Origin of the sequence: Halonotius terrestris, assembly GCF_006861665.1 — an archaeon.
Taxonomy (GTDB): Archaea; Halobacteriota; Halobacteria; order Halobacteriales; family Haloferacaceae; genus Halonotius; species Halonotius terrestris.
Genome location: NZ_RKLU01000001.1, coordinates 392,874 through 408,669, shown reverse-complemented (window position 1 = coordinate 408,669; position 15,796 = coordinate 392,874). Strand labels below are relative to the sequence as shown.

General features: G+C 63.4%; 17 protein-coding genes and 3 tRNA genes. 10 read left to right on the top strand and 10 right to left on the bottom strand.

Annotation, left to right across the window (positions count from 1 at the left end):
- Positions 1–118: 118 nt before the first annotated feature.
- The 3 genes from EGH24_RS02150 to EGH24_RS02145 all read left to right on the top strand — a co-directional run bounded on the left by EGH24_RS02150 (position 119) and on the right by EGH24_RS02145 (position 2,295).
- On the top strand, positions 119–1,648 hold the full coding sequence (locus EGH24_RS02150) for an alpha-isopropylmalate synthase regulatory domain-containing protein (protein WP_246057867.1): 1,530 nt from the start codon (positions 119–121) through the stop codon (positions 1,646–1,648).
- A gap of 134 nt (positions 1,649–1,782) precedes the next feature.
- Positions 1,783–1,950: a hypothetical protein gene (locus tag EGH24_RS15210; RefSeq protein ID WP_185903207.1), complete on the top strand. Its 168-nt coding sequence runs from the start codon at positions 1,783–1,785 to the stop codon at positions 1,948–1,950.
- A gap of 24 nt (positions 1,951–1,974) precedes the next feature.
- Positions 1,975–2,295, top strand: a complete 321-nt coding sequence (locus EGH24_RS02145) for a hypothetical protein (RefSeq protein WP_142978531.1) — start codon at positions 1,975–1,977, stop codon at positions 2,293–2,295.
- A gap of 173 nt (positions 2,296–2,468) precedes the next feature.
- Here EGH24_RS02145 and EGH24_RS02140 read toward each other — a convergent pair.
- The 3 genes from EGH24_RS02140 to EGH24_RS02130 all read right to left on the bottom strand — a co-directional run bounded on the left by EGH24_RS02140 (position 2,469) and on the right by EGH24_RS02130 (position 5,719).
- Positions 2,469–2,553, bottom strand: a tRNA-Ser gene (locus EGH24_RS02140).
- 70 nt (positions 2,554–2,623) lie between these two features.
- On the bottom strand, positions 2,624–5,074 hold the full coding sequence (locus tag EGH24_RS02135; protein ID WP_142978530.1) for a PAS domain-containing sensor histidine kinase: 2,451 nt from the start codon (positions 5,072–5,074) through the stop codon (positions 2,624–2,626).
- Positions 5,075–5,488: 414 nt separating this feature from the next.
- On the bottom strand, positions 5,489–5,719 hold the full coding sequence (locus EGH24_RS02130) for a hypothetical protein (protein ID WP_142978529.1): 231 nt from the start codon (positions 5,717–5,719) through the stop codon (positions 5,489–5,491).
- A gap of 173 nt (positions 5,720–5,892) precedes the next feature.
- Between EGH24_RS02130 and EGH24_RS02125 the strand changes: the two genes are divergently transcribed.
- Positions 5,893–6,144: a hypothetical protein gene (locus EGH24_RS02125; RefSeq protein ID WP_142978528.1), complete on the top strand. Its 252-nt coding sequence runs from the start codon at positions 5,893–5,895 to the stop codon at positions 6,142–6,144.
- 4 nt (positions 6,145–6,148) lie between these two features.
- A complete protein-coding gene (locus tag EGH24_RS02120) occupies positions 6,149–6,595 on the top strand; it encodes a hypothetical protein (protein ID WP_142978527.1) in 447 nt (148 codons plus the stop codon).
- Between the two features lie 176 nt (positions 6,596–6,771).
- On the opposite strand, the gene EGH24_RS02115 is transcribed toward EGH24_RS02120, so the two are convergent.
- Positions 6,772–7,377, bottom strand: a complete 606-nt coding sequence (locus EGH24_RS02115; protein ID WP_142978526.1) for a hypothetical protein — start codon at positions 7,375–7,377, stop codon at positions 6,772–6,774.
- A gap of 128 nt (positions 7,378–7,505) precedes the next feature.
- Positions 7,506–7,580: transfer RNA gene (locus EGH24_RS02110), tRNA-Val, on the bottom strand.
- A 462-nt stretch (positions 7,581–8,042) separates the two neighbouring features.
- Here EGH24_RS02110 and trpD point away from each other — a divergent pair.
- The 4 genes from trpD to trpG are packed head-to-tail and all read left to right on the top strand — an operon-like array spanning position 8,043 to position 12,035.
- Complete coding sequence (gene trpD, locus EGH24_RS02105; protein ID WP_142978525.1) at positions 8,043–9,065, top strand: anthranilate phosphoribosyltransferase; 1,023 nt, start codon at positions 8,043–8,045, stop codon at positions 9,063–9,065.
- Positions 9,065–9,712, top strand: coding sequence for a phosphoribosylanthranilate isomerase (locus EGH24_RS02100; RefSeq protein ID WP_142978524.1), 648 nt, complete (start codon positions 9,065–9,067; stop codon positions 9,710–9,712). The genes trpD and EGH24_RS02100 overlap by 1 nt, the downstream gene beginning before the upstream one ends.
- Positions 9,709–11,406, top strand: coding sequence for an anthranilate synthase component I (trpE, locus tag EGH24_RS02095; RefSeq protein ID WP_142978523.1), 1,698 nt, complete (start codon positions 9,709–9,711; stop codon positions 11,404–11,406). The genes EGH24_RS02100 and trpE overlap by 4 nt, the downstream gene beginning before the upstream one ends.
- Positions 11,403–12,035, top strand: coding sequence for an anthranilate synthase component II (gene trpG / locus EGH24_RS02090; RefSeq protein WP_142978522.1), 633 nt, complete (start codon positions 11,403–11,405; stop codon positions 12,033–12,035). Before trpE ends, trpG begins: the two co-directional genes overlap by 4 nt.
- 163 nt (positions 12,036–12,198) lie before the next feature.
- On the opposite strand, the gene EGH24_RS02085 is transcribed toward trpG, so the two are convergent.
- Positions 12,199–12,279 (bottom strand) — tRNA-Ser (locus tag EGH24_RS02085).
- Positions 12,280–12,463: 184 nt separating this feature from the next.
- On the opposite strand from EGH24_RS02085, the gene EGH24_RS02080 reads away from it, so the two are divergent.
- Positions 12,464–13,252 carry an alpha/beta fold hydrolase gene (locus EGH24_RS02080; protein ID WP_345775854.1) on the top strand — a complete coding sequence of 263 codons (789 nt, stop codon included), beginning with the start codon at positions 12,464–12,466 and terminating at the stop codon, positions 13,250–13,252.
- Here the strand turns inward: EGH24_RS02080 and EGH24_RS02075 are convergent.
- The 4 genes from EGH24_RS02075 to EGH24_RS02060 form a co-directional block, all read right to left on the bottom strand.
- On the bottom strand, positions 13,249–13,443 hold the full coding sequence (locus EGH24_RS02075; RefSeq protein ID WP_142978520.1) for a hypothetical protein: 195 nt from the start codon (positions 13,441–13,443) through the stop codon (positions 13,249–13,251). The genes EGH24_RS02080 and EGH24_RS02075 overlap by 4 nt on opposite strands.
- Positions 13,440–13,826 carry a Rid family detoxifying hydrolase gene (locus EGH24_RS02070; RefSeq protein ID WP_142978519.1) on the bottom strand — a complete coding sequence of 129 codons (387 nt, stop codon included), beginning with the start codon at positions 13,824–13,826 and terminating at the stop codon, positions 13,440–13,442. The genes EGH24_RS02075 and EGH24_RS02070 overlap by 4 nt, the downstream gene beginning before the upstream one ends.
- 38 nt (positions 13,827–13,864) lie before the next feature.
- Positions 13,865–15,076 (bottom strand): threonine ammonia-lyase, encoded by a 1,212-nt coding sequence (ilvA, locus tag EGH24_RS02065; protein WP_142978518.1) that lies wholly within the window; start codon positions 15,074–15,076, stop codon positions 13,865–13,867.
- A 261-nt stretch (positions 15,077–15,337) separates the two neighbouring features.
- A complete protein-coding gene (locus tag EGH24_RS02060) occupies positions 15,338–15,796 on the bottom strand; it encodes a gamma-glutamylcyclotransferase family protein (RefSeq protein WP_142978517.1) in 459 nt (152 codons plus the stop codon).

Sequence of the window (15,796 nt, the reverse complement as noted above, 5' to 3'; positions counted from 1 at the left end):
ATTGGTACAATGGAGCACGCAGACTCCAACGAGGATAGAGGAAGTCGGGGCGACCCGGCTGGCCGTGAAATCGCCCGGTGAATGGTATTTATCCGTGAATTCAGACACAACAGATGAGTTGAGTAGTGGCAACTCGGCTCGCTCGGCGTTCCCTGCAGACGACGTACAGCTACTGGACACCACGCTTCGGGATGGCGAACAGGCCCCCGGCGTCTCGTTGACCCCCGACGAAAAGGTCGAGATCGCCGAGGCACTGGAAGCCGCCGCGATCGACGTGATCGAGGCCGGCAGTGCCTGCACCTCCGAAGGCGAACGCGACTGTATCCGCCGCGTCACCGATCTCGATCTCGACGCGACGGTCACCAGCTTCGCCCGAGGCATCAAATCCGACATCGACCACGCGCTGGACTGCAACGTCGATGGCATCACGCTCGTGGTGCCCTCCTCGGACAAACACATCGAGACGAAGGTCGGCTCGACCCGCGAGGCGGTCATCGAGAGTTCGGTCGAACTCGTCGAGTACGCGACCGACCACGATCTGTGGGTCGANNNGCTCGGCGAGGACGGCTCCCGNGCNGACCNCNANTTCCTCGNNGANCTCGCNGANGCCGNCCACGANGCNGGNGCCGACCGGTTCTGCTACGCCGACACCGTCGGCCACGCGAGCCCCGAACACACCTTCGACGTGGTCTCCCAACTCGCCGAGTTGGGCCCGACAAGCGTCCACACCCACGACGATCTGGGCTTCGGGATGACGAACGTCCACGCCGGCCTGCGAGCCGGGGCTGACTTCGTCCACGGGACGGTCAACGGCATCGGCGAACGCGCCGGCAATGTCGCCATCGAGGAGGTCGCTATCGCGCTCTCACACAGCTACGATATCGAGACGCTGTACCTCCCGAACGTCTACAAGCTGGCGACGACCGTCAGCCAGAACACCGGCATCCCGCTCGCGCCGAACAAGGCCGTCATCGGCGAGAACACCTTTACTCACGAAAGTGGGATTCACACCGACGGCACCCTCAAGGACGGTGCGATGTACGAGCCGTATCCACCCGAAACGGTGGGTCGAGAACGACGGCTCGTCCTCGGCAAACACGCCGGCCGCGCTGGCGTCGAAGCCGCGCTGAACGAACACAACATCGACGTGAGCGACGACGAACTCGCCGCTATCGTCGAGCGCGTTAAAACCCTCGGTGAGCGCGACAAACGCGTCACCGATGCCGATCTCCTCGCTATCGCTGAGGATGTCCAAGGTCGTGACCGCGAGCGGTACGTTGAACTCCTGACGCTGACGACCGCCAGCGGCGGTGAGGTGCCGACCGCCAGCGTCAAACTCCGCGTCGGCGACGAGGAACGCACCGCCGCAAACACCGGCTCCGGCCCGGTTGACGCCGCTGTCAAAGCCGTTCGCCAGGCTCTCGGCCCGGCGGCCGACGCCGAACTCGATTCCTTCCACGTCGATGCCATCACCGGCGGCACCGACGCCGTCGTCACCGTCGAAGTCGAGATGACCCGCGGCGATCACACCGTGACAGTCGCTGCCTCCGATTCCGATATCACTCGGGCCTCGGTCGACGCGATGGTCGACGCCCTCGATCGCCTGCTTGCGGCATCGCCGCCGGAACAGCCGGTCGCTGACGACTGATCTGCGCACTCGCTTTTTTGATTTGAGCTCCGAGCAGGCAAGCGGTTTGGTCAGCCAACCGACCAAACCACGTCCTGGCGGAATGAAAGGGCGAGGCTCTCCCGGCGAACCCGGACGACGCAAGCACCGCAGGAGTGAGCGAAGCGAACGACGAGGAGCGCAGCGAGTCCCGGGAGTTCTGCGAGCGAAGCGAGCAGAACCTCGAAAGACGAGCGCAAGCGAGTCTTTCGGCGGCCGAGAGAGCCGAGGGCTTTCTATACCTATTTCTCGCATCCGAATCCGTATCGAACCCGTACGTCTAAGAGCGATGCCGCTGAAACGTCGCTGTGGCGTACGTCGTCGAAATCAAACCCTCCGCGCGCAAGCGAAACCCCGAGGTTGGGCGGACGATCAACACCGAGGGCGCGACCCATCGCTTCGAGGACCGCGACGCCGCCGAGGGGTGGGCCGAGGAGCTGACCGGCGGGGGTCGGGACCACGTCTGGATTCAGTCGGCCCACCCGCAGGACACCTCATCGGTCGATGCGTATCTCGTGTCGCGGAACTCCCGCGGTGAGTTGGAGCGTGCTTTCGACAAGCGGCGACGCCGACTCCGCGGTGGCGACAACAGCCAACAGCAGGGATTGGCTGAGCAGTTTTCTGAGTAATTCGGGTATGTCGTTGACGACGTAGCAACGTGGTTTCTGGGAGAGATTTGAACTACGGTCGTTTCGCTCACGCTGTTCGCTTCACTCACTCGTTCAAACTCTCGACTCTCCGACAACCGCTCGCGGCAACCGAGAGCCACGGAGGGCTCTCGGCGTGTTGCTCGCGGTAGAAACGCCGAGGGAGAGATTTGAACTCCCGAGTCCGAATGGACAGTAGATTTCGAATCTACCGCCTTGGCCAGGCTAGGCTACCTCGGCTCGTCTCCCTCTCGCCCGTGCCGAAAGTAAAAGATTCCGATCCACCGCCCTGCTGCGATTCCTCGACGTCTCACGCCCGCTCAAGCCGAATTCGCGCCGTCGTCCCCGACGACGTTTCGTACTCGATAGTCGCATTCGAGTACTGGACGATCCGGTCGATCAGCCAGAGGCCGATCCCGCTGCCGTGTTCGAGCGCTGACTCGCCGTGTTGCTCGACGACTGCCAACTCGTCTTCTGGAATCCCCGGCCCATCGTCGGCGACTTCGATGACGACGTGGTCGTCGTCCTCCTCGGTAGCGACGCTGACTGAATCGGCGGCGGTCCCGTCGGGGATACCGTGTTCGAGACTGTTCTGTAGCAGGTGGAAGATCGCGGTCGGAAGCTTCGGATGTGCGAGGACGGCTGCCTCGCTGTCGATGTCGACGCTGATCTCGGCGGCAGTCGGCCAGTCGTCGCGGAGCCGCTGGAGCGCGTCGTCAACGACGGTATCGACGGGAATCCCGCGGCGGGTGTCGCGGGTCTGGACGACCTGTTGCATCGTCCGGGCGTTGTCGGCGGTGCGTTCGAGGTTCTCGCAGTGGGTGACGATAGGATCGGTGATCGCGGCGTACTCTCCGTCGGCTTGATCCTCCAGCACTTTGGCGTAGCCGGTGATCACGCTGAGGTCGTTGCGGATATTGTGCCGGAGGACGCGGCCGAGCAGTTGATCGAGGAGGTCGAGCTCCTGCCGGCTGTTGATGAGCTCCATCGAGGTTTCGAGGTTCGACGCCAGCGTGTCGGCGATGTTTCGATCGAGTTCGGTGAGGTCCTGCGGGCGGACGGAGCCAGCCATCAGGAGCCCGAACTCCCCGAGCGGGGCGATGACCTCCGAGCGGATCTGGCTGTCCTCGTTGTAGGGGTTCGGGTGGTCGCCGATATCGGGGATGATCTGCGTCTCGCCGTCCTCGAAGGCATCCCACGCGATGCTGTCGCCGGGGTAGAACGTCGGCGGGGCATCGAAGAGATCGGTCGCAGGGTCGGTCATCCCCAGCGGTTCGAGCCGATCCCGGCCGGCGTCGTACTGCCAGATCCCCGTCAGCGGGAGGTCGAGCGCGTCGGGCAGCCGGTCCAAGACTGGCTCGACCATCGCCTCCGGGCTCTCGGTGGTCAACACCTCTTGGGTGAGCTCTTGGATGGTTTCGAGGCTCTGTTGGCGGCGGGCCCGACCGAGGGCGACTTCGACGAGGGCGGCCAGCAGCTTGGCAGCCTGGAAGTCGGTTTCGTCGAACGCCGCCCGTCGCTCGTCGCCGATGACAAGCACACCGTGGTCGCCGAGCGGCAACAGCATGACGCTCTCGATCGCCAGCCCGGTGTGTGGCAGATCGCCGTCGGCCGCCGAGAGGTTGTCGAGACAACGTGCCTCGCCGGTGTACGTCGCCCACAGCAGCGTGTCGTCGATCAACGCCTCGCCGCGGCCGACGACCGGGGTTTGGTGTGTCGTTGCCGCCGGCTGGAGGCTGTCGCTGCCGCGGTCGTAGAGGTGGATCTCAGCGAGGTCGGCGTCGATGATCGACAGCGCGGTCGCAACCGTTCGGCTGCAGGCCGTCTCGCGGTCCTCGCTGGTCAGGACCTCCTGGGCTTCCTGATACAGCGATTGGAGGGTGCGCTGGCGGCGTTTCTCCTCGGTGATGTCAACGTACATCGCAAACAGCTCCCGGCCGTCGGCGACCGGCACCGCCCGCAGGAGGAAGTCGCCGACGCCGTCGGTCGTCTCCCGGCGAATCTCCTCGGTGACGGGCTCGCCGCGGGCCAACCGGGCGTCGATCTCGACGGCCGCTTCCGCGGTTTCCTCGTCGGGTGGCGTCGTCGGTTCGATCCACGGGATCGACGCGACATCGCCCGATCCGTCGGTTTCGTTTGCTTCGGGGGTCGCGGCCGATGCGGCGTCGGGGTCGCCGAAGGTCTCCCGATAGGGCTCGTTGGCGCGTTTGACGACCGGGGTGTCGTCGGTCAGCGAGACATTGACGACGGGCTCTTGAATCGTCGTGAAGATCGCCTCCAAGCGGTCGCGCTCCTCGCGGAGTTCAGCTTCGACCTGCTTGGTCGTACAGGCGGTGGCGAGTTTCTCGTTGAGCGGCCCCAGCGAGTCGATGACGGCGTCGTCGAGTCCCGGGCCGTGTTTCCCGAGCAGGAGGACGCCGAACTCCGGGAGTTCGAATAGATAGTAGTGGCTTTCGGGGCTCGGTTCGTCGGCCAGTGGTAACGACTCGCGGTCGGCGTCGGGCGTCGTCGCCCACGTGGTCAGCCGTGCTTCGGCGGCGGTAAACAGGTCGTTGCTCTCGACGGTGGTGGGGAGGGCGGTGACGCGTTCGTAGCCGCCGATCGCCGTCGGCGACTCGGCGAAGACCGCGCCGACCGAGCAGTTTAGCTTCTGGAGATAGGCGGTGAGAGCCTGCTCGGCCGTCTCTTGAACTGTCTCGCCGGGCTCGATGGCCAAGGCGAGTTCGTAGAGGACGCGGACGCGCTCGTCTCGGTCAGTCATTGGTCTGATGCGTGGGTCGGCGGGGTCCGTCGCCGCCGAGCCAACCTTTTGCGGTGCTACCCATCCCGGTTATAAAAATTGGACTGTCTTTTATCGAAATAAAACGGCGGACAGTTGCCAGCGTCCGCGGTCGGATCGACACCCGCGACTCACGCTGGCGGCTCTCGAGGGAATCGGCCGACGCAGTTGGCATCATCGAAAACGAAGAGCGGCCGCGACCGGATTCGATCCGGCGGCATCGCGCCACACACGGCCGGGTCAGCCCGAGCCAGCAAATCCAGATATACAGACAGGAGCTTGTCAAATGCAGAGGCCGTTTTCGGCATGCAAGTATCGGATGCCGGCTCTACTTTTTGCGACGATGGACTGGTATATAAAAACTAAACTCAAATTATCAGCCGTGAAGTCCAGCCCTCATGCGGTCGCCGGGTCGTCGGTGCTGTCGGGCTGGGTCTGTTCGTGGGTGTGGTGATAGAAGTACACGCAGGGCTCGCCCTCGCTGGCTGTCGGTTCGACACAGACGCGTTGATACCGGTCGTTTTCGATCAGGTTCACCATCAGGCCGCCGCTGTGGGCACTTACGGAGGCGTAGGCCTGCCCACAGGCTGGACACCGTGACGGTGCATCCTGCGGTGTTCGATGCATACTGTTTCGTGGCGTCGGGCTCGGTAAACGGTTTTGCCGCTCGAAAGGGTGGCTCTTGACCACGTGTTAGTGGTTGTATAGAAGTCTAAATTAGAGAGCACAAAGCGGTACACCGCCTCCGATCGACCGGCCGAACACCCGGTCTTTTTATTCTATGTTGTCACAAATATTGTATGGGAATTGATCTTGATCCTGATTCTCTCAAGGAGAAGATAGCAGACGCTGCTGAAGACATGGCAGTTGATCACATTGAGGAGCAGATTGAGAGTGGTGCTGTAGAATGTCCGAATTGTGAGTCCCGTTCATTTGATGCAGCTACATGGAAAAGCGGTAGCGGTGAATATGATGGATCTGCTGTCTGTAGAGAATGTAACGAACGCGTTGAATTAGATATTGACATGTCGAATTTCAATAAACACCGATAGCAAGATGGTAGATTGGCTGACTGTTTTGGCTTCAGGACTACTTTCATTCATTGTATCAATAGCGAGTTTTGAGGTTAGGTTGCGTCGTGAACAGTCGGTTGAAGAGTCAGCAGAAGTGGAAGATTGGTACACAGAGACTGCTGCTCATGCCGCTGAGGTTCGTCGGACTTGGCAACGGCTTTGGGATAGCCCCGAGCATCCCGGCAGTAATCTCACTGAAATAAGCAGTCAGATGGGACTCTTTGAAAGACAGATCTCACGACACGCTTCAAGTGGTGAACAACTTGATGTGGATCCTGATGTGGTAGATGCGTTAGACGCGTTAGCTGAGGAATGTCGTAAACCTTCTGAGCACTCTTTTCATTCTAACTCAAATTCTGAGTTCGTTGAGTTCAGAAATGATATTCTTGATGCTGTAGAACGAGTTGAAGAACATTTAGCTGAGAACTGACCGGTTCGGTTTTGTAGTTGTAGCCCTGCAAGTAGCAGGGTCTGCTCTGCTCGCTATGCTCGCTTCGCTTGTCGTTGCGAGAAATCAGAGAACTGTTTGACAGTTTTATGATTTCATTTCTGCGCAATCAACGCCCTGCAACCACAATCAGCAACAGCAAGCTCGGCTTCGACCTGTTATTCATCTGTGCGCTCTCGGAGGTATACCCGCTCCGTTGAGCCATCAATCGGCGCAGTTGGTTCCCACTCCATCAGGTAGCCGCTGCTCTCAGGCACATCGAATAAGAACATGAGCCGCTCTATGTTATCAGGGTTCAAACTCTCGAATCCGGGGGCTCGATCCCGATCCCAATCCGTCTGGAAGATCCGTTCATCGCGTATTTCGTGAACTGAATGTCCACCTGGTAACTCTAGAAGTTCGATATACACGTCGCCGGCGGACCACAGGCGAAAGGTGCTCGAATCCATCCGGTCGCGCTCCTCCTCGCTCATATTCCAGACTTCGACAATTGCGTGTATGAACACGTCGTTCGCAGGTTCAACGGTTCGCAGTTCTCCGTCGTCGACAACTCGTATTTCGGAGATCTCCTCGATCTCGCTGAGATATACTTCGAGCAGATTGTCCGTTATCACCACGTCGGTATTCTCCGGTGCGTTCGACGGCAGTTGTGCGTCCGGCGACTGCTCGCTTTCTCCGTCAGTTGATCCGCCGCCGTTGTTATCGGCTGCACACCCTGCGAGCGATGCCAGCCCAACCGTCGCCACGAACGTTCGTCGGCGCATGGCAGTGCTGTGGCCGTCACGGCAATAAAGTTGCTTCACCGACATTTTCGGATCGCTAGAATCACATCAGAACCGATTTTCCACATTCGAGCCGGTTCCGTCGCTCGTCGGTGTGAGAAAGCAGAAAGTGGGTTTGGGCAGATTTGAACTGCCGGCCTCCTCCATGTCAAGGAGGTGTCATAACCAGACTAGACCACAAACCCGTGCTGGTCGTACGTTCGGACGCACTCGTCAGTATCCGGGGGACGTAATTGAAGCTTTCGAAGCGCGGCCCGGCTGGTGGTTTGGGAACCGCCCGCCTGCTGCCGGTCGATGCGAACTCGCGTGTTGTTCAAGTGTGAGTTGTTGCGAGGCAAAACAGGTGTAGAAAGCCCTCGGCTCTCTCGGCTCCCGGGACTCGCTGCGCTCCTCGTTGTTCGCTTCGCTCACTCCTGCGGTGCTTGCGTCGTCCGGGTTCGCCGAGAGAACCTCGCCCTTTCAGTCCGCCAGGAATCCGGCTGCTCTGTCTCCCGACCAAACTGCTTGCCTGTGTGTTTCTAACCGCCGGTGTTGCGGCCGCTGTCGCGGCATGTGTCGCTGTCTCGCTGTGCGTCGTCGGTCGATAGCCTTTTAGCGATGTACAGACGTGTACATTACAAGACGAACTCATACACTGGTGACTAACAATGCAGGATTACATCGAACGTGTGGCCGACGGCGAGGATTTGGGACTCGACGAGGCGCGGGATGCGGCCCGCCTCGTGTTCGAGGAAGCAACCGAAGCGCAGATCGGCGCGCTGTTGGCNGCNNTGCGNGCNAANGGCGAGACCGAANCCGAGATCGCCGGCTTCGCNNANGGGATGCGNGACGCCGCNCGNACCATCGANCCCGACCGGGNGCCNCTGGTNGANACCTGCGGCACCGGCGGCGACGACTACGANACNATCAACGTCTCGACGACNAGCGCNATCGTCGNCGCCGNNGCNGGCGTCCCGNTCGCNAAACACGGCAACTACTCCGTCTCCTCTTCCTCGGGCAGCGCGGACGTGCTCGAAGTCGCCGGCGTCACCGTCGACGCCGAACCCGACGCCGTCGAGAGCGCGATCAACGACGAGGGCATCGGCTTCATGCTGGCGACCGTGTTCCACCCGGCGATGAAGGCCGTCATCGGCCCGCGCAAGGAACTCGGGATGCGAACGATCTTCAACGTNCTCGGCCCNCTGACGAACCCCGCCGNNGCNGACGCNCANNTNNTCGGCGTCTACGANCCNGANCTCGTNCCCGTGNTCGCNCGNGCGCTCNCNNNGATGGNNGTCGANCGCGCGCTCGTCGTCCACGGNNCCGGNATGGACGAGATCGCNCTCCACGACGAGACCACTGTCGCCGAGGTCGACGGCGACGAAGTCACCGAGTTCACGCTCACGCCCGAGGACCTCGGTCTCGATTCGGCTCCAATCGAGGCTGTCGCCGGCGGCAGTCCAGAAGAGAACGCCGCCGACCTCGAAGCGATCCTCACCGGGGAGGAGACCGGCCCGAAACGTGATTTGATCCTCGCCAACGCGGGCGCGGCGATCTACGTCGCCGGCGAAGCCGAGTCGCTGGAAGCCGGAGTCGAAGCGGCCGCCGAGGCCATCGACTCGGGCGACGCGGCGGCCAAACTCGACGCCTTACGCGAGTCAACGGCCGCACCGGAGGCCGGGGACGCCTGATGGCACGCACCAAGATCTGCGGCATCACGAACCGCGCCGACCTCCAAGCCGCCATCGAAGCCGGCACCGACGCAGTCGGGATCATCTCGGCGGTCGACGTGGCAACGACGCGGGAAGTCGACCGCAGCACGGCCGCCGAGTTGGTCGCGGCCGTCCCGCCGTTCGTCACTGCAACGCTCGTCTCGATGCCGGAGGACGCCGAAAGCGCGGTCGAACTCGTCGAAGCGATCCAGCCCGACGCGCTCCAACTCCACGGCGAGTTCGACGCCGACGACCTCGGCTACATCCGCGCCGAAACGGGCGTCAAGGTCATCGCCGCCGTCGACCACGAGGACACCGACCGAGCCAACGCGCTCGACGGCGTCGCCGACGCCCTGCTCATCGATTCGACGACCGAAGAGGGCGCGGGCGGCACCGGCGAAACCCACGACTGGGAGGCGACTGCCGACCTCGTGGAAACGTTGACGACGCCGGTGATCCTCGCCGGCGGCCTCACGCCCGACAACGTCGCCGAGGCGATCCGGGTGGCCGCGCCGTTCGGCGTCGATGTCGCCTCCGGCGTCGAACGCTCGGAGGGCAGCAAGGATCACACTGCTGTCGCCACCTTCGTCCGGAACGCCGGCCGCGAGATCGAGGTGCCAGCATGACGACCGGCGAGACGGCAGCCAGTGGCGACGACGCGGCTGCTGCGGCCGATGCCGATAGCGACCTGTTCAGCTTCGACCGCAGCCGCGACGACTACGTCGCCCTCGTTGACGCCGACCGCGATGAGCCGGTCGTCGCTCGCGCGGCCGCAACGCTCGATCTCGATACTTCACCGCTCGCTGCCTATGCCGCCCTCGCCGACCGCAGCGAGTACAATTTCCTCCTGGAGAGTGCGGAAAAAGTCGCTTCCTCCGATCCTGACGGCGCGTTCACCGCGGCGACCGACGCCGAACGCCACGCCCGGTACTCCTTCGTCGGCTACGACCCCGAGGCGATCATTTCGGTGTATCCGAACCACACTGAAGTCGACCGCCTCGGCGACGTCGGCGACCTCGTCGTCGACGCCTACCGCGGCGACGCGGCGACCGACGGCGACGTGCTCGACCGCCTCCGCCGCGGCCTCCCCGCGGTCGACCGCCGCGGGTTCCCCGATGTCGACCGCCGGACGCTCTCGGGCGGCCTCGTCGGTTTTCTCGCCCACGAAGCCGTCTACGATCTGGTGCTCGAAGAGGTCGGCCGCGAGCGACCCGACACGGACCTCCCGGACGCCCAGTTCGCGTTGACGACCCGGACGCTCGTCTTCGACGACGCCGAGGGCACGGTCGAACTCGTCTTTACCCCTGTTATCGGGCCCGACGACGACCCCAGCGAGTGCTACGACGACCTCGTGGCCGAAGCCGCCGACGTTGCCGCGACGCTCGCCGCGGCTGACGACCCGCCGACCACCGGCTTCAGCCGGACCGACGAAACCGCCGGCTCGCAGAGCGACTACGAGGACGCCGTCCGCACCGCCAAACAGCACGTCCTCGACGGCGACATCTATCAGGGCGTCATCTCCCGCCGCCGCCAACTCGCCGGCGACATCGACCCGATCAGCTTCTACGAATCGCTCCGGTCGGTCAACCCCTCGCCGTACATGTACCTCATGTCCCACGGCGATTTCTCCATCGTCGGCGCGAGCCCCGAAACCCTCGTCTCCGTCGAGGGCGACCGGATCGTCTCGAACCCGATCGCGGGCACCTGCCCGCGCGGCTCCAGCCCCGTCGAGGATCGCCGACTCGCCGGCGAGATGCTGGCAGACGGCAAAGAGCGCGCCGAGCACACGATGCTCGTCGATCTCGCGCGCAACGACGTACGCCGGGTCGCCGATCCCGGCAGCGTCGAAGTCGAGGAGTTCATGAGCGTCCTGAAGTACAGCCACGTCCAGCATATCGAATCGACGGTCACCGCCCGCGTCGCCGACGAGTACGACGCCTTCGATGCCGCTCGCGTCACCTTCCCCGCGGGGACGCTCACCGGCGCGCCGAAAGTCCGCGCCATGGAGATCATCGACGATCTCGAGGCATCGCCGCGTGGCGTCTACGGCGGCGGAGTCGGCTACTTTTCGTGGAGCGGCGACGCCGATTTCGCTATCGTGATCCGCACCGCGACCATCGAGCACGAGGGAGCCGACGGCGACAACGTGGATGGCGATCTCAGCGACGCGAACGAGGGTGACGATCTGATCACCGTCCAAGCGGGCGCGGGCCTCGTTGCCGACAGCGATCCCACGTCGGAGTACGAGGAGACCGAACAGAAGATGGACGGCGTGTTGACCGCTATCGAGGGACTCGAATCGCAGGAGGACGAGCAATGAACGTCCTTGTCGTCGACAACTATGACTCGTTCACCTACAACCTCGTCGAGTACGTCTCCGAGACCCGGATTCCCGACGGAGACGGCGATTTCGAGGAGATCGACGTGACGGTGCTGAAAAACACGGCCTCCCTCGATGAAATCGAGGCGGTCGATCCCGATGCGATCCTCATCAGTCCGGGGCCGGGCCATCCGAAAAACAGCCGCGACGTGGGTGTGACGATGGACGTACTCCGGGAGCTGAGCCCGGAGACGCCGACGCTCGGGGTCTGTCTCGGCCTCGAAGCCGCGGCCTACGAGTACGGCGGCAGCGTCGGCCACGCCCCCGAACCGATCCACGGCAAGGCCTATCCGATGGATCACGACGGCGAGGGCGTCTTCGCCGATATCGAACAGGGGTTTCAGGCCGGTCGGTACCACTCCCTGATTGCGACTGATATCCCGGACTGTTTCGAGGTGTCGGCGACGACCGATCACGAGGCCGAAGAACTGGTGATGGGGATTCGTCACCGCGAGCACCCCATCGAGTGCGTACAGTTCCACCCCGAGAGCGTCCTGACCGCCGTCGGTCACGACGTGATCGACAATTTCCTGCGGCAGGCCGTCGGCAAATCGGCAGCGACTGCGTGACGATCTGTTGTTCGTCGCAAAACGCCAGGACAGGGATTTGAACTCAGTCGTTTCGCTCACTCCGTTCGCTTCACTCCCTGTTCAAACCCTGTCAGTCAGCGGTTCCGGATCAGCAGTGATCGCGGCGCGAGCGCGCCGCTGGTGTGTGCTGATCCGTCAGAAACGCCAGGACAGGGATTTGAACCCCGGATCCCAAAGGGAACACGCTTTCCAGGCGTGCGCCTTACCACTCGGCCATCCTGGCTCGCGTCCCCTTCTACCCCGCTGCCGATTTTAAACGTGTTGGTCGGCTATTCTGAGTTCCCTGTGCCCGCCAGCACTTACTTTCGGCCGGAGCCCGTAAGATCGCTATCACCGACTCGACTTCCTCCATCCGACCCCGCCTCACGAAACGCAACCTCCTACTCGGTGCCGGCGGTGCAGTCGCCGTGCTGGCCGGTGGTGCGGCCTACGTCCTCAGCGAGCTGGACGGCGAGCACGCCGACTACACCGCGCCGGAGTCCCAACCGATGCTCACCACTCGCGGGCGACTCAGCGACGCCGAGAGCGACACACAAACGGTCGCCACCGAGGGCGAGTGGTCCTTCGCCGACGCCGACGAACTCGTTCTGTTCGTTCATGGCTTCGATACGGGCCCGCAGGCCGCCCGCGACCAGACCTATACGCTGGATGTCGGCCTTGCGGAGTACCGCTCGTCGCCGGTCGCCGGCTACAGCTGGGAATCCGATGGCGAGTGGGCCGACGCAAAGGATGTCGCCGACGCGAACGCCGAACCGCTCGCTGACTGGCTCGGGCAGTGGGCCACTGATGACGGCCGGCCAGTCCACCTGATCGGCTACTCGCTCGGTGCTCGCGTCGTCTGTGCGGCAATAGACGAACTACAGGCAAGCGGCACCGCCACCTCTCTCGCGTCGGTGTCGCTGCTCGGCGGCGCGATCCCGAGCGACAGCGTCGAACGCGACGGAACGTACGGCGACGCAATCGCTGCACTTGACGCACCTGTGACCAACTTCTACAGCGGACGCGACCGCGTGCTCGGGTGGGTCTATCGACTCTCGGATCGCACCACGGCGGTCGGCAGCGTCGGCGTCGACGACCCGGCAGCCGCTCCCGACGGGTACGCGGATGTCGATGTCACCGATATCGTCGCCGACCACTACTCGTATTTCGAACCCGAGGAGGGCTGTCTGTCCCGCGTCGCCGATAGCCTCGACTAACGCGGCAGTCGTGCTTCAAGCGCGGCCGCCAGCGCGGTGACAACGACACCGACGCCGAGAGCGATCCCGGCGAGGGCGCCGACGCCGACCGGGAGCGAGCCGCCAGCGAGGCGATACCCCAACGCGAGCACGAGGAACAACAGCGCGCCGACGAGCCCCCACAGCAGGCTCGATTTGCGGCGGCGGCTCACGCCTCCGGATAGGTCGCTACCGCTTCGATTTCGACGCCGACACCTTTCGGGAGCGCGCCCGCCTGCACCGCGCTACGGGCCGGCGGCTGAGCGGTGAAATACGTCTCGTAGGTCTCGTTCATTTCGCCGAAGTCGTCGATGTCGGCCAGAAAGACCGTCGTTTTGAGGATGTCTTCGGCCCCGAGGTCTTCGGCCGCGAGGATCGCCATCACGTTGTCGAGTGCGAGTTCGGTCTGGGTGGTGATGTCGGCGTCAGCGTGGAGCTCGCCGTCGGGTGTGAGGGGAATCTGGCCGGCGGTGTAGAGCGTCGAGCCGTCTGTCGTCGCTTGGCTGTACGCGCCCACAGCTTCGGGGGCGTCGTCGGTGCTGATGACCCGTTTCATACCCTCGGCTGGGTGGGCGAGTCGAATAAATCCGCCCCTTACTGCTGGACATCGACCGCGTAGCCGGCGTCCCGAAGCGTCGCCAGCAACTCGGCGGCGTGCTCGGGGCCGTGGGTTTCGAGTTCGAGTTCGACGGAGGTGTCGCTCATCCCGACCTCTCTGGAGGCGCGTTCGTGGTGAATCTCGTAGATGTTGGCTCCCTTGTCGGCGATGATCTCGATCAGCCCCTCCAGCGCGCCGGGCTGGTCCGGCAGGACAGTCCGAATTTTGAGATAGCGGCCCAACTGGATCATCCCCCGCAGGATCACCGTCGTCAACACGTTCATGTCGATGTTACCGCCGCAGAGCGCGGGGACGATCACCTCGTCATCCTCGTAGTCGAATCGGTCTTCGAGCAGGGCCGACAGCGCGACCGCACCCGCCCCCTCGACGAGTGTTTTGCTTCGCTCCAACAGGAGGGTGAGCGCGAGGGCGATCTCCTCGTCGGAGACCGTCACCACCTCATCGACGCGCTCTTGGATGATCTCGAACGGTTGCTCGCCGACCGACCGCGTAGCGATCCCGTCGGCGACCGTATCGACGCTGTCTCTGGACTGGATTTCGCCCTCTCTGAGGGAGTCGACAACGCTGGACGCTCCCTCGGCTTGGACGCCGATGATCCGCACGTCCGGCTGCTGACTCTTGATCGCGGTGGCGATGCCGGAAATCAGGCCGCCGCCGCCAATCGGGACGATAACGGTCTCTACGTCGGGCTGCTGATCGAGAATTTCGAGGCCAATCGTTCCCTGTCCGGCCATCACCATCTCGTCGTTGAATGCGTGGACGTAGGTGCGATCCTCCTCGCGTTCGATCTCGTGGGCGCGGGCTTGGGCCTCCTCGTAATCGACGCCGTCGAGGACGACCCGGCCGCCGTATCGTCGGGTGGCCTTGACCTTCGAGATCGGCGCGTGTTCCGGCATCACGATCGTCGCATCGACGCCGGCGCGGTCGGCCGCCAGCGCGACGCCTTGGGCGTGATTGCCCGCGCTGGCGGTGACGACGCCGGCGGCCTGTTCAGCAGCGGAGAGCGTCGTAATGCGGTTGAGCGCGCCGCGGATCTTGAACGCGCCCGTCCGCTGGAAGTTTTCCAGTTTGAGGTGGACGGCCGCCCCCGTTCGCTCCGAAAAGGTGTGGGAGTATTCCATCGGCGTCACGCGGGCCACGTCGGCAATCCGATCGCGCGCCTCGCGGATCGCCGCAAGCGAAAGCATAGGTTTCCCTCGCCGGAGCGGCCGCTAATCGGTTTCGGTGTCAGCTACTCGGCCGCTCACAGCGAAGCGACAGCGAAAGAGGGCTGTCGCTCAGTGGTTTGGGAAACGGGAAAGGGGAATGCACGCGTGTGACGCGCAACTGAACAATTGCCCCGGAGGTATATAAACATAGGGCATGCGAAGTGGAAGTGAAAACCGCACGAGGGCGGCGACTGCTGACGCCCGTCAGACGGCTGTCAGCGGCGATTCGTTTTGTAAAAATTAAATGATAATTCGGACGGGATTCGCTCCCAGATAGTCCGCGACCCGCTCGTCGAAGGGTCCCGGGCCGGGCCACGCGGTGTCGACTGTGTCGATCCCGAGTCCGGCCGGCTCGCCAATGTAGACGATCGCGGTCGTACTGCCGGCTGTGTCGCTGGTGATTGCCTCGCGCTCGCCCGCCTGCGGCCTCTCATCGGCGTCGTCGCTGTCAGCAACGGGAAGCGAAAAGCGGTGATACAGGCCGCGATCAACGCCCTCGTAGCGGTCCAGTCGCCTGATTTCGTCGGTTTCGAGCAGGCGACCGTTGACGCGGTCGCCCGGCACGAGCGTCGGGTACCGGCCATCGATGCGGCTGAGCCCGTGACAGACCGCGTCGCCGACGAACCGGTAGCTGTCGAGCAAGCCATCGACCTGCTCGTCGTCGGTGAGCGTGCCGTAGACGAAGACCAACTCGGGCAT